This is a genomic window from Neobacillus niacini NBRC 15566, from assembly GCF_001591505.1.
GTDB lineage: Bacteria > Bacillota > Bacilli > Bacillales > Cytobacillaceae > Neobacillus > Neobacillus niacini.
Genome location: NZ_BCVA01000046.1, coordinates 18,330 through 34,358 on the forward strand (window position 1 = coordinate 18,330; position 16,029 = coordinate 34,358).

The window sequence follows — 16,029 nt, forward strand, 5'->3', positions numbered from 1 at the left end:
AAGGGGTTTAAAGATGAAAAAAGGACATATAGAATTAATTAAAAAAATTAACCGTGATCTAGTTCTTGAAACGATTCGCCATGAACAGCCAATCAGCAGGGCGAAAATTTCACGGAATCTCGGAATCAGCCGTTCTACCGTTTCATCAATTGTAGATGAATTAATTGAAAAAAAGTTTGTTGTTGAATTAGGGTATGGTGAATCTACCAAAGAGGGAGGCAGAAGGGCGATCGAATTAGGATTTAATCCAAGCTCAAGCTTCGGTATTGGAGTGGAAATTTCAAGTACCAAGCTTTACATTTGTATCGCTGATTTGGATGGAAATGTGATTTATAAAACCACATTCTTACCGACGAATCAACTCCATGTTATTCGTGACTCCATCGATAAATGTATCGATTTATCGCCAGTTTCATTGGAGCAGATTATCTCCATTGGCTTTTGTATTCCCGGCACCACGGATAGTGAGCTCGGCATTGTTGATTCCCCGGAATTGCAGTGGAGTGCTGTCGAATTCATTCCGTATATGAAACAGTTTTTCCCTATGCCTATGTTTATTAACAATAACGTGAACTGCATGGCTCTTGGTGAAAAGTTGCTTGGTAATGCCAGAAATACAGATGATTTTGTCTATATTTTTATTGAAAAAGGAATTGGCAGTGCCATCATGGCCAATGGCGAACTCATTCAAGGGAAAAATTACATGGCCGGTGAAATTGGTTATTTTGCCTTTGAAACAGATACAACACATAAAGAGATTAATAGATTGGGTAATTTTGGGACATTTGACAAAAAGGCTTCTTTGTTGGCGTTTGAACAGGATGCCGTGAACTTTTATGAACTAATAAAAAAATATCCTGAATTGGCAGCTGAAGAGTGCCAGTTAGTCGACAATTTTGTCCGTAGTTTTTCCCTTGGACTTGCGAATATGATTAGTTTGCTGAATCCAGAAAAAGTAATTATTGGCGGTAAAATGGGGAAAGAACTCTCTTTTATCCTCCCGATGATTACTGAAAAGGTGGTAACCATCACCCCGCTTCCATGTGCGATTGAATTATCGACGGCAAGCGATGATATTGGAACACTAGGAATTATCCTATATTCTTTTGATAAAGTAAGAGATTTAGTATAGGACCTTCTTTTTTTATCTTTCGTTAGTTCTGAGGGAAAACAAACCAACCAAACACAACCAAAAGATTGGAGTGCTGAAATGGAAGTGAGTCATGAGTTTTATACAAGGGTGCTTAGTTCATTAACAAAGGTTTTCCCTGATTGTGAGTTGGCCGACCAACCGGTTACAACCGGCACAGCACTGTGGAATGAAACCTTTTCCTTCCAGGTTGCCTATAAGTCTACTTGGCACCTAAAACAGATAAAAGTAAACGTTGAATCAGCCTTAAATGAGTGGATGACCGTTCGAAGTGTAGGATTAGTTCCTTCGGAGCTGCCGTGTGTTCACGATCAAGATGACATCGTTCTTCGCAAAACGCCCGGACTTTACCCTGATCCTCTCTACCCGCTAGAGGAAACAGAAGGGATTACCGCCTTTCCGGGACAATGGCGTTCCATTTGGATTAGTGTTGATTTAAAGAATGCGAAGCTTTCAGGAAGTTATCCGATTGATATCACCTTTGAAAGTGCTAATAGCGAAATCCTCGGTCGGGAGGTATTTACGCTAGAGGTCATTGCGCTAGAGCTTCCGGAACAAACAACGTATCATACAGAATGGTTTCATACGGACTGCTTGGCAACGTACTACAATGTCGAGATTTTCAGTGAAGCTCATTGGAGGTTAATTGAGCAGTATGTTCATACTGCAGCAACTCACGGTGTGAATATGATTCTTACCCCGCTTTTTACTCCGCCTTTGGATACAGAGGTGGGCGGCGAACGTCCAACTGTTCAGCTTGTTGATGTCGAGGCGGTGGGAGATACCTACCACTTCTCGTTTGAAAAGTTGGAAAGATGGATTACCCTTTGCCGTGAACAAGGAATCAAGTACTTTGAATTCTCGCACTTGTTTACCCAGTGGGGAGCAAAGCATGCTCCGAAAATCATGGTGAACGAACAAGGGGAACTCAAACGAAGATTTGGCTGGGAAACATATGCCGCGGGTGAAGACTATCACCAATTCCTGCACCAATTTCTACCTAAACTTGTAGCATTTATAGACGAACATCAGTTAGAGCGCAATAGTTTTTTTCATATCTCAGATGAGCCGAATGGGGAGGATTTGCCGTGTTATCAGCGTGCAAGTGAAATTATCTATCAACATTTGGCAGACTTTCCGATTATGGACGCTCTTTCAGATTATAGGTTTTATGAGAAGGGTTTTGTGAAAAACCCAATCCCGGCGAATGACCATATCGGTCCGTTTCTTGAGAAGGGAGTAGAAAATCTCTGGACCTATTACTGTAACGGCCAAAAGAATAAGGTCTCCAACCGCTTTTTTGCGATGCCATCCTTCCGAACACGAATTCTAGGGCTTCAGTTGTATAAGTTTAATGTGATTGGCTTCCTTCACTGGGGCTATAACTTCTGGTACTCGCAGTATTCGAAAAAGCCGATCGACCCGTTTAAAAATACAGATGCCAATTATTCTTTTCCTTCAGGGGATGCCTTTCTCGTCTATCCGGGTGAGCATGGTCCGATTGAATCCATTCGGCTTGAGGTGCTGAATGACGCCTTTCAAGACATCAGGGCATTGCAGCTGCTAGAAAGCTATATTGGCAGACAACGAGTGATAGAGATTTTGGAGGAAGGTTTGGACCATGAACTAACCTTTACTGATTATCCTCTCGAACTAGATTGGCACCTGCTTAAAAGGGAAAGAATCAATCGTGAGCTTAAGCGGTACCAACAAATGTAAAGGGATACATATTTAAAAAATGGCAATTTATCAAATTATTAGAAAAAAGGTTGACGGGCTGTTTGGTAGAAATGTATACTCTTGGTAAGGTTAGTTAGTTTTTCCTTAGAACAAACTAACCTTACCAAAGGAAAATGGGGAGATTTCATATGATACCAAATACCAGGGCTGCAAACCGCCAAGAGTGTGTGAAGAAATATGGTGTTGGCGTTGACATTGGCGGAACCAAAATTTTAATTTGTATTGCCGATACCCATGGAGATATTGTGTATAGGCGAAAGGTAGAAACAACGAGTGATTATTACAAGATTTACGAGTACATATATCAATCAATAAAAAATGCTAGTTTAGCACTTGAACAGATCGAATCGATTGGATTTGGTGTGCCGGGCATTACGGATAGTGTCATGGGCACGGTCATTGATGCTCCTGCATTTAAATGGAAAAATGAACCGTTTAAGGAAAAGATGGAGCAATATTTCGATTGTCCGGTTTATGTCAATAATGATGTGAATTGTGCAGCCCACGGAGAGCGGTGGCTGGGAAGTGCGAAAAATATCGAGGACTTTGTTTTTATTGCGATTGGCACAGGTGTAGGCAGTGCGATTTTTTCAAATGGCGCAATGGTCCAAGGTGATCAATTTATGGCTGGAGAGATTGGCTATTTACTAGGGGACAGCGACCTTCCTCATATTGAAGATAATATGTTTGGGGAATTTGGTGTATTTGAGAAAAAAACTTCAGGAACGGCTCTTGCCAGTCATGGTATAGATCCAAAACTGCTTTTTGAACATTTTTCGGCAGGTGAGGCGAATGCAATCAGCATTGTGAATCAATTTATTACGGACCTTTCCATTGCCATCGCCAATGTTGTCAGTCTGCTGAATCCAAGAAAGGTGATTATCGGCGGCGGCGTTTCCAATTCGATGTCACAGGTAATTGGCTTGATTCAAGGGAAAGTTGCCCAGTTCACTCCAATTCCTGTAACGATTGAATTATCCGCAATGAATGAAGAATCTGGCGCACTTGGTGCCCTTGCTTACGCATTCGAACAGGATAGAGACAAGGCGAAAACGAAACCAAGAGATTTAGTGCAGTTGAAGCCATTAAAACAGGTCTTTCCATCGTAAATTAGAAAGCGTTTACAGGCGTTCTTGACAAATATAGAAAAGAGGGGATTCTATATGGAACAGACATCATTGAAGAAGACAACATTGGGAAACTATTGTTTAACTGTTACACCCGAGGCACATCAGTCTCACATGATTTTCAGAGTGGAGGTTCCTGTATTAACCGACGAAATCAGGATTGATTATTCCTATTCGCCAACGGTAGAAAAGGTAGAAGCGAAGATTGATTCATTGTTTTCAAAGTATCAAGAGGACAACCAAATGCCAGCTTCAGACCGTCAATATATTGACTCTGTTAGAAATCTAATTACGATTTCAGCCAGCTCAAGTCAAGGATATGAAGGCAGCTGCCACCGCTTTGAATCAACGGGGACCATTATCATTAACGGAACACAATCAACTCCCGGCATGCACACAAGAGAAATTCAGCCTGGTTTTTGGGATATTTCGTTTAACTTCCATGCATTGGTCACGGAAAAGACGGAAATAAATTGCACCATCCAGGCCATACATAAGGGCGATCGAATCGCTTCACAGCCTATAGAAATCGCTGATATCACAAAAGAACGTCTAAAGCGGGAGCGAAAGCCAGCTGTACCTGCACATTATCAAAAGGTAGAGCTTCATTCCCACACACAGCATAGTGACGCTCGGCATACGACGACAGAGTTAATCACCGAAGCCATCAAGATGAATATTGATTGGCTGGCGATTACCGACCATAATACGCTAAGTGCATTTGATGAGATAGAACCGGGAACCTATCCGATTCAATTTATCAAAGGTCTAGAGATGACGACACTGCATGGTCATTTCTTAACATTAGGCTATCAAAATATGAGACCTGTGGATTGGACCACAATTGACCGCAGTAACATTAATGAAAAGCTAAAAGAAATGAAAGCGCAAGGTCTACTCGTTGGAATCGCTCATCCTTTCGATGTTGGAAGTCCTTATTGCACAGGCTGCAGGTGGCAATATGCCTTACAATCGCTAGAATATATCGACTTCATTGAAGTATGGAACTCTGAGGACCCGCACTATTCCCTATCAAGTGCGGATGCGATTGCCAAATGGACTCAGCTGTTAAACAGCGGAATTGAAATCCCGGCAACATGCGGACGAGACTGGCATCATTCTAACACCACGAAAAAACCTGCACTGTTGTTTGTAGAGGCCGCGAGGGATGCAAAAGAACAGGATATTTTGGAAGCGGTTAAACAGGGCAGAAGTTATTTGTCACTCGCACCGGAAATTACTTTAAGCATTAACGGGCAATGGACAATCGGCGACCGTATCCGTTTAACGGATGTCAAAGAAATCGCCATCAGGATTGCTCTCGAAAATGCAGCAAGCGCAGCTGTGGTGAGAATTGAATCCAATTTGGGAGACTTATATGAAAGCCACAGAGCAGAAATTGATTTTCAATTGGAAAAAGCTAGAGTAGAAGATTTGCTCTGGTTAAGAGTATCCGCTTTTGACAGCGACCTTAACAGAATTTTACTAACTAATCCCATTTACTTTGAACAAAGCTGGTGATTAGAGGAGGGCGTACCGATGGAAATTGCAACAGAAAAGGACCTCGGGTCGGGGACAGAAATCAATAACAACAAAAAGAAAAAAAGGAAAAAGGTTAAGCCAGTGGGGATGACCTGGAAGAATATCAAGAAGCACCGGGCCCAATACCTTATGCTGTTACCTTGTATTATCTTTTTTATCATTTTTTCTTATTTACCGATGGCCGGATTGGTTCTGGCATTCAAGGAGTTTCGCTTCGATACAGGAATGTTTGGCGGAGCTTGGGTAGGGCTTCAATATTTCGAGCGATTTTTCCAGGACCCTCAAAGCTGGAACTTTGTTAAAAATACACTCATTATCAGCGGGATGAAATTAATCTTGGCCATGCCGTTTCCGATCATTTTGGCACTGTTATTTAATGAGATAAAAAGTAACAAAATCAGGGGATTCTTCCAAAGTATTTCCTACTTGCCCCATTTTTTATCATGGGTTGTCGTAGTGGGGATTATCCAGAGTATTTTAGCACCAAATACAGGGTTACTAAATGAATTAATAAAAAATATGGGGGGTGATGGAAGCACATTTTTCCTGATGGACGAAAAGTATTTTCACTCAATTATGTTTTGGAGTTATGTGTGGAAGGATATCGGCTGGAGTTCAATTATTTACTTTGCAGCCATTGCCGGAATTAATCCCGCTCTTTATGAGGCGGCGGCAATTGATGGAGCTAGTAGATTAAGGCAAATCTGGCATATTACATTAACGGGAATAAGACCAACCATTTTGATTCTTTTTATTCTATCGTTAGGTAATATTCTTTCTGCAGGTTTTGATCAGATTTATTTATTGAAGACTCCAGGAAATGCAGAGGTTGCAGAGATCATTGATACATACGTGATCCGGACCGGGCTCCAAAGCGGCCAATTTGGCTATGCAACTGCCGTTGGGATGATGCAGGGGGTTATAGGGTTAGTCGTTGTACTTGTAGTAAATCGATTTGCAAACAAGAAATTTAATACATCATTATGGTAAACCAATTATAGGGGGAGAAATTTAGATGAAAAGAGTTTCATATAAATTTTTAACATTGTTATTGATTAGTATTATGTTGCTTGCTGCTTGTACAGAAAAGAAGAGTTCTACAGAGAGCCGTGAAAAGCCAGAGAACGCACCAGATACTTGGATAGCAGACAGGACGATTAAAGGGTTAGTATTCATGAGTGATGGCGACGTGTCAGCTGACATGAACCCAGAAATTGCTGCGGAATTAAAGAAAAGAACAGGGATTACTTTAGAATTACAAGGAATCACAGTCGAAGACTCAACAGAAGCGTTAACATCTGGATTAGCTGCCGGGGACCTGCCGGACTTTATTGCGTACTACTTAGATCACAGTGGACGTCCTGAAATGCAGATTCTTCTAAAAGGTGCACGTGAAGGCATGTTCCATGATTTAACACCGATGTTGAAAGAAACAAAGATTTACAGCAAGTATTTCGAAGATGGTTACTTGCCTGCAGATACAAAGAATAATGTTATGTTCCGTGAAGAATTTAAAGGAAGCAGCTATTTCGTTCATATGGCGATTCCACGTAAACCTGGTACAGTATCACGTAAATATGTTGGCGGACCGTATATCTTAAAGGATATTGTTGACCAATTAGGTATTAACCCTGCAGAGATTGATACGCATGAAGAATTACGTGATTTAGCTGAGAAAATTAAAGCAGCCAACCTTAAAGATGTAAACGGCAAGCCGATTACACCAATTGGACCAACAGCATGGGGCGGTGCTGACCGTGACTTTATTTTCAATGACCTTGTCTGGACTGGTTCTAAGGGCGAGAAGTTCTTAAAGGACAAAGATGGAAAAATCAAACATGAATCGCAAACTGATTATGGTCTAGAACGTGTGAACTTTATTAGAGGATTATTAGCAGACGGTCTCCTGCATCCTGAGTTCTTTACAATGCCGGAAAATAAAGCGAAGGAAGGCGTTGTGAATAAATCATTTGGAATTGTTGCCGATTTTCATAACTATCTTCCAGAAAACCTTGATATGAAATATGTCCCGTTAGGACCAATCGATACGGCTCAGGGTGATTACCAAATGGAATTAGCTTACAAATCAGGTTATGCCGGCTGGTCCATCCCGACAACAACAGAGCATCCTGAAGACATTGTAAAACTTGCTGATTACTTAGCAAGCCGTGAAGGTAAATTATTAAGCCAATATGGTCTTGAAGGTAGAGACTATACATTAGATGAAAAAGGCAACCCAATTGTGAACAAAGAAGTATTAGAGTTAAAAGCAAATGACCCAGAAGCTGCTGCGAAATTAGGTTTCAGAGGTGTTCGTTCTTACTGGGCAGAGCATTTAGGTTACACAGATATTGATAACGTTGCTGACTTTGGCGAGTTTGAATATGGTGCAAATGTTGCTGGAGCTGATACGGCATCTGCTGAAAAGATCATCGAAATGTGGAATTATGATGAGAAGTTAAAGAATGCGAAGGTAATCGATGGATCCTCACCAAAGTCGTTCATTTACGAATATGAAAACGGTGATAACTTGAATATTGCCTTAGATACGTACAATGAAAACTTATTACGTGCTTATTATAGTAAGTCTGAAGATGAAGCGAAGAAGATTCTAGAAGATTCAAAGAAATTACTTGAAAAGTCTGGTTTGGAAGACTATATCAAATTGATTGAAAAGAAAGAAAAAGAAGGCACAACGATTCGATTCTAAAAAAACGGTAATCAGAGGAAGGCTTCCTTTCCTTTAAAAGGAGAGGGAGCTTCTATTTTAGGAGTGATATACATGTATCGCGAACGTAGAAAATCATGGAATTTCTTCCAGGTCTTCAATTATACCATCATCATATTACTTTGCTTATCTATTATTCTCCCATTTTTGAATATTCTTGCTCTATCTTTTAATGAGGGAACAGATGCACAGCGCGGCGGTATCTACTTTTTCCCAAGAGAATTTAGCATAGAGAATTATATAGAAGTATTTAAGCAATCAACGGTTCTGAATGCTACGGCAGTTAGTGTGTTTCGTACGGTAGTCGGCACGGTGGTCAGTGTATTCTTAACAGCGATGGCTGCTTATGCCTTGCAGACAAAGACCTTACCAGGACGAAAGGTCATTACCTTCTTCATCTTTTTTACGATGTTGTTCAGCGGTGGGATTGTTCCTTACTATTTAGTATTAACAGATCTTAATTTAACAAATACCATTTGGGTGTACATCATCCCAAGTCTTTATAGTGTATGGAATATTTTAATTATGAGAACGTTCTTCCAGGGGTTACCGGATAGTGTGGTTGAAGCGGCAAGGATTGATGGCTGCGGTGAATTCCAAATCTTTTTGAGAATTATTCTTCCAATGAGCAAGCCAGTTATTGCAACCATAGCCCTGTTTAATGCAGTTGCTCACTGGAATGACTGGTTTTCCGGATCCTTCTATGTCAGAGATCCTGAATTAAAACCACTTGCCACGCTACTACAAGAGATGCTGACAAGGCAGCAGGCCTTAGCGGACGCATTGCTGCGAAACTCTGGGGCGTATGCAGCCTTAGAAAAAATAACCGTGACAGGTGATTCACTGAAAATGGCGACAATTATTATTGTAGTAGCGCCGATTATCCTCGTTTATCCATTTGTCCAAAAGTATTTTGCTCAGGGTGTTAATATTGGTTCGGTGAAGGAATAGGAGGCGTGTTCTTATGAAAAAACAACTGCAATTCAGACAAGATGGTACCTTCAAAATTGTACAATTCACGGATCTTCATTGGGAAAATGGCGATCAATTAGATGCTGATACGAATCGTTTAATGGAACGTATTTTAATAGAAGAAAAGCCGGATTTGGTTGTGTTTACTGGGGATATTATCTACAGCCCGGCCAGTAATAACCCAATTGCTGCTTTTCGGGGAGCTCTTGAGCCGGTTGGAAAAATGAACATTCCCTGGGCAGCTGTATTTGGAAATCATGATACAGAAGGAAATGTATCGAAAGAGGAATTGTTAGCTGTTATGCAAGAGTATCCGAATAGTCTTACAGAAGTAGGAGTTGTCAGCGGGGCCGGCAATTATGTTGTACCCGTTTTGGATTCTTCAGGTGCTGAGGTAGAATGGGCCCTCTTCTTCTTAGACTCTGGGATGGATAACGCAAACAAGCTGGTTGGTGGCTACGATTTTATAAAACGAGACCAGATAGACTGGTACGTTAAAGAGTCACTGGCTTTAAAGGAAAACGGAGGACCGGCGGAGCTGTTATTTTTCCATATTCCGCTTCCCGAGTATAAAGAAGTATGGGAGCACGGAAACTGTGTCGGTTCTATGAAGGAAGGGGAAATTTGCAGCCCTGCGGTGAATTCTGGACTCTTTTCGGCAATGGTGGAAATGGGCACCGCTAAGGGTACTTTTGTCGGACATGACCACTTAAATGATTTTTGTGGTGAGTTACATGGAATTCAATTATGTTATGGCCGGGCCACAGGTTATAACGGCTATGGGCAGGATGATTTCCCGCGTGGGGCACGGATTATTCAATTGCAAGAGGGTAAACGGAACTTTGACACCTATCTTCGATTGGCGGACGGGTCCAAGGTTGTGCAAGAGAATTCAGCATCGAATGCGAAGGTATAAATAAAATCCGCTTTAGGAGGTAGATCATGGTGTTTTGGACAGAGGAGAAAATTGCAAGAAGAATAAAGGAATTAGAAACCTACCGATATCGCGAACGAACAACGATTTCCGAATTTCGTTATCAATTGGATGGCTCCGATGAGATTGTAGCGAGTCCTCCGGAAAATAATGAATGGTCCACCATCCGTCTAGGGGATCATTGGTCTGGGCGTGATTTATACGCCTGGCTGCAAACGGATATTGAAATCCCGGCAGCATGGGAAGGGCATGATGTTTTAGGGATTTTTGATTTTGGTAAAACAGGTGACGGGAACAATTCCGGCTTTGAATCGATGATTTATCTAAACGGGACACCTTATCAAGGTGTTGACTCTAACCACCAAGAAGTGTTCATACCTGCTTCCTTAGCGGGGCAAAAGGTTGAATTGACATTCCGCTTATGGTCCGGACTAGAGGGGGGCGGCGTGCCGGCACCTCAGGAACACAAACTGAAAACCGCAGAAATTGCCTGGCTGGATGAGGCGGCAGATGACCTTTATTATACTTCCATGGCTGTGTTAAAAACAGTTAAGGTTTTGAACGAACACGCTCCTGAGCGCCAGTCGTTACTTACAGCGCTTGATCGTACCTTTTTACAGCTTGATTGGTCGAGGCCAGGATCAAACGGCTTTTATCAATCTGTTGCGGAAGCACGAGATGTTTTGCAGCAGGAATTAAGTCAGCTAAAGAGCCATCACCCTGTGACAATTCAAGCGATTGGACATACTCATATTGATGTTGCCTGGCTGTGGCGTTTAAGACACACCAGACAAAAGGCGACTCGTTCCTTTTCAACAGTGATGCGTTTAATGGAAAGATTTCCAGAATACCTATTTTTACAAACGCAGCCGCAATTATATGATTACATAAAAACCGATTACCCTGAGCTTTACGAGCAAATTAAGGAACGTGTCAAAGAAGGTCGCTGGGAAGCAGGCGGGGGCATGTGGCTGGAAGCGGACTGTAATATTCCTTCTGGTGAGTCACTCGTCCGTCAGCTTTTAATGGGCACTCGCTTTTTCCGTGAAGAGTTTGGGGCTGAATCCAGCTATTTATGGCTGCCGGATGTGTTTGGATACAGCTGGGCTCTTCCACAAATCTTGAAAAAGTCTGGCATTGATACCTTTATGACGACAAAGATCAGCTGGAACCAATACAACCGGATGCCGCATGATACGTTTAAATGGCGCGGAATTGACGGCACGGAGATCTTAACCCATTTTATTACAACCACCGATACAGATGATGATTGGAAGCATATCTACACCTATAACGGTCAGATTCTGCCTGAGACCGTCTTGGGCAGCTGGACAGAGTACAAGGATAAATTGATTAACAAAGAATTGCTGCTTTCTTATGGCTATGGAGATGGCGGAGGTGGCGTTAACCGCGAGATGCTTGAGATGCGCAGACGATTAAATGATATGCCTGGACTGCCTCGGGTTGAAACAGGCAGAGCGGATGACTATTTTAAGCGACTGCAAAAAACGGTTGCTGAAACGGATCAATATGTTCATACATGGGATGGCGAACTTTATTTCGAATACCATCGCGGTACCTATACAAGCCAAGCCTATAACAAGAAAATGAATCGCAGGCTGGAGCTGCTGTACCGGGAAGTTGAATGGCTGACGGTGCTGGACAGTCTTTTGGTTAAAGACTTTGGAAAATATCCGCAAGCGCAAATCAACGAAGGATGGAAGATTATTCTACGCAATCAATTCCATGATATTATTCCAGGCACGTCGATTCGCGAAGTATATGAAGATTGCCAGGTAGAGTATGAGGAGGCGGAAGAGCTAGCAAGTTCCATCTACGCCGATTCTGTGAATTCCCTTGTACAGCCGGCTCAAAACACCTACACAATCATGAATTCTTCATCATGGGAGCGTTCAGGGTTGGTGGTGATTCCTAGTGAACAAGGCATGGAGCAAGGAGAATGGAAAACTGCCGATGGCGAGAAAATAGCCTCCTGCCGTGAGGGAGACCAATGGCTTGTACAGGTTGATTCTGTGCCAGCAGCAGGAATGAATTTAATTCATTTCGAGGGTGCATTGGGGAAAGTGGATGAGCCTGTTCTGTTTGAGGTTCAAGCTTCAGGCGTTGTTACTCCTTATTATGAAATCACTTGGAATGAACAGGGGCAGTTAACGAGGATTTTTGACCGCCGAGCTAACAGGGAGTCTTTAGCGAAAGGTGCAAGAGGGAATGTCCTTCAAGTGTTTGAAGATAAACCAATGAATTTTGATGCCTGGGATATCGATATTTACTACCAGGAAAAAATGCGAGAAATTACTCAGCTGCAATCCGTAAAGGTAACTGAAGTAAACAACCTGCGTTTGACAGTAGAGTTTGAATGGACCTATCTTGACTCGAGTGTGAAACAACAAATGGTGCTCTTTGCCTTAAACCCACGAATTGATTTCGTGACAGATATTGATTGGCATGAGCAAAACCGCTTGTTAAAAGCTGCATTCCCTGTAGCCGTCAGGGCAACGGAAGCAACGTATGATATTCAATACGGCAATTTAAAACGACCAACTCATTGGAATACTAGCTGGGATATGGCCCGCTTTGAGACCGTTGGACATCAATGGGCAGATTTATCTGAACGCGGCTATGGGGTCAGCATTTTAAATGATTGTAAATACGGACATGACATAAAGGACAATGTCATTCGCTTATCATTATTACGTTCTTCAACAGACCCGGATTACTTACAGGATCAAGGGAAACATGAATTTACCTATTCCCTTCTGCCGCATCAGGGAGATTGGGTTGAAGGGAATACTGTTCAAGCAGCGTGGGATTTAAATCAGCCGCTTGTGGCAGCAAAAGGTGCCGCGGTTAAATCAGCATTCTCTCTATTCCAGATGTCAGCGGACAATATCATGATTGACGCTATCAAAAAAGCAGAAGACAGCGATCAGATTTTAGTGCGTGTCCATGAATTTACCGGCAGCCGTAGTACTGTGAAAATGAGCAGTGACTTAACAATCACTTCTTGGCAGGAATGTGACTTAATGGAACGTCCAATTGGCGAAACGACGGAACAAGGAAGCATTCAATTTGAAATCGAACCATATGAAATTAAGACGTTCCTAGTGGACATAGCGGGACAATAAGGAGAGAGGTACCATGTCAGAATCTAACCTGCTTCGTGTCATGACCTACAATATGCGGTATGCGGACGATACTCCTCCTCATTCATGGAATGAGCGGAGAGAATTGATTAAAGAAGTAGTTCTACGTGAGGACCCTGATCTCATCGGCACACAAGAATGCCTGTTCCGTCAAGTCAAGGATTTATCCTCGATGCTCTCAGACTATGATTGGGTCGGCCTTGGCAGAGAAGGCGGAAGCAAAGGTGAATATATGGCGGTCTTTTTCAAAAAAGACCGCTTGGAAGTTTTAGAATACGGCCATTTCTGGCTCTCAGAAACGCCCGCCGTAATCGGCTCCCGAACATGGGGGAATATTTGTCCGCGGATGGTGACATGGATCCGGTTTCAGGAATTGAAGTCTGGGACCACCTTCTACCATTTGAATACGCATTTGGATAATTACTCCTCTGAAGCGAGGATCAAGGGTGCGAAATTAATTGTTCAACAAGCAAGCGAGTTATCTCCGGCAGAACCTATCGTGTTAACAGGTGATTTTAATGAAGGAAATGGTTCGGTACCGTATCATCTGTTGACAGCAGAAGGGGCTTTTACCGATACATGGTATTTAGCGTCTGAGCGTTTGAACGAGGAGCTGGGGACATTTAATGATTTTGAGGACAAAACCGGCAGAAATGACCGGATTGATTGGATTCTTGTTCATGGGGATATAACCGTCGCTGAAACGAAGATTATCGGAGATTGTCCGGGTGGAAGTTTCCCGAGCGATCATTTTCCGATTATTGCCGATATACAAATATAAACTCAGAAGGTAATGGTTCTTGGAGGGATACAGATGAAATACTTAACGATTGATGGAATCGAAAATCAGCAGCCTGTCAAAATTGAAGTATCACCGCTTATTTTGGGATCTGGCGACTTTTTTCAATTCAATCCGGAAAATGTTACGAAGATGCTAGATACATTTGTGGAAATTGGCGGTAATACATTGGACACAGCCCATCAATATATCCGCGGTGAAGAAATTATCGGGCAGTGGATGAAAGAACGTGGAAACCGTGAGAAAATCACGATTTTAACAAAAGGTGCTCATAATGATGACGGCGAACCTGGCAAACGTGTGAATCCCCAGTCGATTACAAAGGATTTGTTTGAAAGCTTGGAGCGCTTGCAAACAACGTATATTGATTTATACGCCCTACATCGTGATGACGAAGAGGTTGAAGTGGGACCAATCCTAGAAATTCTTAATGAACATATCAAAGCAGGACGAATCAAAGCGATTGGGGTTTCCAATTGGACGACCCAACGCTTGGAAGAGGCAAATGTCTATGCAAAAGAACACAATCTGATTCCTTTTACCTTCAACAGCCCAAATTTAAGTCTAGCGAAGTGTCTCATCCCTCGCTGGCCTGGCTGTGTCTCTGCTGATGAAGAGATGGTTCACTATCATGAAAACCATCAATTGCCATTATTAGCTTGGTCTTCGCAGGCGGGTGGTTTCTTCTCGGGGGCATTCACACCGGAAAACCGTGAGAATCAGGAAATGGTAGAGGTTTATTATTCCGAAGAGAACTGGGAACGATTTGACCGGGCAAAGGAGCTTGCCGCAAAGCTTGGCGTGACACCGATTCAGGTAGCTCTTTCCTATGTGTTAAACCAGTCCTTTCCGACAGCGGCTATTATTGGTCCTGAAAAAGTAACCGAGCTGATGTCTTCTTTCAAGGGCTCCCAACTGGAGCTCTCTCATGATATCGTGAAATGGCTTGATTTACGGATAGCTGAAAAACCTGTTCTATTAAACTCTTAATTTAAAAATCTATCAAGGTTCCTTAGAAAGGTGATTGTACATGAAACATAAATTTGCCGCTCAGCTTTACACCTTACGTAATGAGCTTGAAAAAGATTTCCCCGGGGTGTTAAGAACGTTAAAAAATATGGGATGGGAAGCTGTTCAAATTGATGGTCTATTCGGATACCCGGCTGAAGAAATTGCTGCGGTGCTGAAAGAAACAGGCTTAAAGGTAGCCGGCATGCATGTCAGTCTTGACCGACTGAACAATGAACTGAAAACAGTATTAAGAGAAGCGGATCTTTTCGGAACAACCCATTTATACTGTCCCTATCTAGATGAGGAATACCTGAATGTTGACGGCTATAAGCAGGTAAAGCGGGAGCTATTAGAAGTCGCGAGAAAGGTTTCCCCATTAGGCTATCGTGTCGGTTACCATAACGAAGACTACGACTTTCAAACAGAAGTGGATGGGCAGTATGCTCTTACTTACATGCTAAAACCGGAAGGCAACCAGTTTATCATTCCGGAGCTTGATACGTACTGGATTAAAAAAGCTGGAGAAGACCCGCTATCGTATATTCAAAAATTCCCAAATCGAATTCCGATTTTACACTTTAAAGATATGACAAAGGATGAGAGACAAACCTTTGCCGAAGTAGGTACAGGCAGCATTGACTTTGAACCAATCCTGCAATGGGGCGAAGAAAATGGAGTGGTATACTATTGTGTGGAGCAAGATTATTGTCCAGGAAGTCCATTTGATAGTTTAGAAATCAGCTTAACGAATCTAGTGAAAATGTCAGAGAGACTGGGGCTATAATCGATCATTAATAGTGTGACCATCAGTTCAAATACCACAGTTCCGATACTGTGGTATTTTCTGCAAACGGGGCACGAT

General features: G+C 42.3%; 12 protein-coding genes. All 12 read left to right on the forward strand.

Features of this window, described 5'->3' with window-relative positions; genetic code table 11:
• The first annotated feature begins 13 nt into the window (after positions 1-13).
• The 12 genes from BANA01_RS23710 to BANA01_RS23765 all read left to right on the forward strand — a co-directional run bounded on the left by BANA01_RS23710 (position 14) and on the right by BANA01_RS23765 (position 15,951).
• Positions 14-1,132, forward strand: a complete 1,119-nt coding sequence (locus tag BANA01_RS23710; protein WP_063254961.1) for an ROK family transcriptional regulator — start codon at positions 14-16, stop codon at positions 1,130-1,132.
• Positions 1,133-1,210: 78 nt separating this feature from the next.
• On the forward strand, positions 1,211-2,869 hold the full coding sequence (locus BANA01_RS23715; RefSeq protein ID WP_063254962.1) for a DUF4091 domain-containing protein: 1,659 nt from the start codon (positions 1,211-1,213) through the stop codon (positions 2,867-2,869).
• A 149-nt stretch (positions 2,870-3,018) separates the two neighbouring features.
• Positions 3,019-3,999, forward strand: coding sequence for an ROK family protein (locus BANA01_RS23720; protein ID WP_063254963.1), 981 nt, complete (start codon positions 3,019-3,021; stop codon positions 3,997-3,999).
• A 54-nt stretch (positions 4,000-4,053) separates the two neighbouring features.
• Positions 4,054-5,538 carry a CehA/McbA family metallohydrolase gene (locus tag BANA01_RS23725; protein ID WP_063254964.1) on the forward strand — a complete coding sequence of 495 codons (1,485 nt, stop codon included), beginning with the start codon at positions 4,054-4,056 and terminating at the stop codon, positions 5,536-5,538.
• Positions 5,539-5,598: 60 nt separating this feature from the next.
• Positions 5,599-6,549: an ABC transporter permease gene (locus BANA01_RS23730; RefSeq protein WP_063254972.1), complete on the forward strand. Its 951-nt coding sequence runs from the start codon at positions 5,599-5,601 to the stop codon at positions 6,547-6,549.
• Positions 6,550-6,574: 25 nt separating this feature from the next.
• The gene (locus BANA01_RS23735; RefSeq protein WP_063254965.1) at positions 6,575-8,269 is read left to right on the forward strand and encodes an extracellular solute-binding protein; all 1,695 of its coding nucleotides are present in this window, start codon (positions 6,575-6,577) and stop codon (positions 8,267-8,269) included.
• 72 nt (positions 8,270-8,341) lie between these two features.
• A complete protein-coding gene (locus BANA01_RS23740; protein ID WP_063254966.1) occupies positions 8,342-9,238 on the forward strand; it encodes a carbohydrate ABC transporter permease in 897 nt (298 codons plus the stop codon).
• A 13-nt stretch (positions 9,239-9,251) separates the two neighbouring features.
• Positions 9,252-10,175: a metallophosphoesterase family protein gene (locus BANA01_RS23745; RefSeq protein WP_063254967.1), complete on the forward strand. Its 924-nt coding sequence runs from the start codon at positions 9,252-9,254 to the stop codon at positions 10,173-10,175.
• Positions 10,176-10,204: 29 nt separating this feature from the next.
• Positions 10,205-13,339 (forward strand): alpha-mannosidase, encoded by a 3,135-nt coding sequence (locus BANA01_RS23750; RefSeq protein ID WP_063254973.1) that lies wholly within the window; start codon positions 10,205-10,207, stop codon positions 13,337-13,339.
• Between the two features lie 13 nt (positions 13,340-13,352).
• Complete coding sequence (locus BANA01_RS23755; RefSeq protein WP_063254968.1) at positions 13,353-14,138, forward strand: endonuclease/exonuclease/phosphatase family protein; 786 nt, start codon at positions 13,353-13,355, stop codon at positions 14,136-14,138.
• Positions 14,139-14,171: 33 nt separating this feature from the next.
• Positions 14,172-15,146 (forward strand): aldo/keto reductase, encoded by a 975-nt coding sequence (locus BANA01_RS23760; protein WP_063254969.1) that lies wholly within the window; start codon positions 14,172-14,174, stop codon positions 15,144-15,146.
• Between the two features lie 40 nt (positions 15,147-15,186).
• The gene (locus tag BANA01_RS23765; protein ID WP_063254970.1) at positions 15,187-15,951 is read left to right on the forward strand and encodes a sugar phosphate isomerase/epimerase family protein; all 765 of its coding nucleotides are present in this window, start codon (positions 15,187-15,189) and stop codon (positions 15,949-15,951) included.
• The last annotated feature ends 78 nt before the right edge of the window (positions 15,952-16,029 follow it).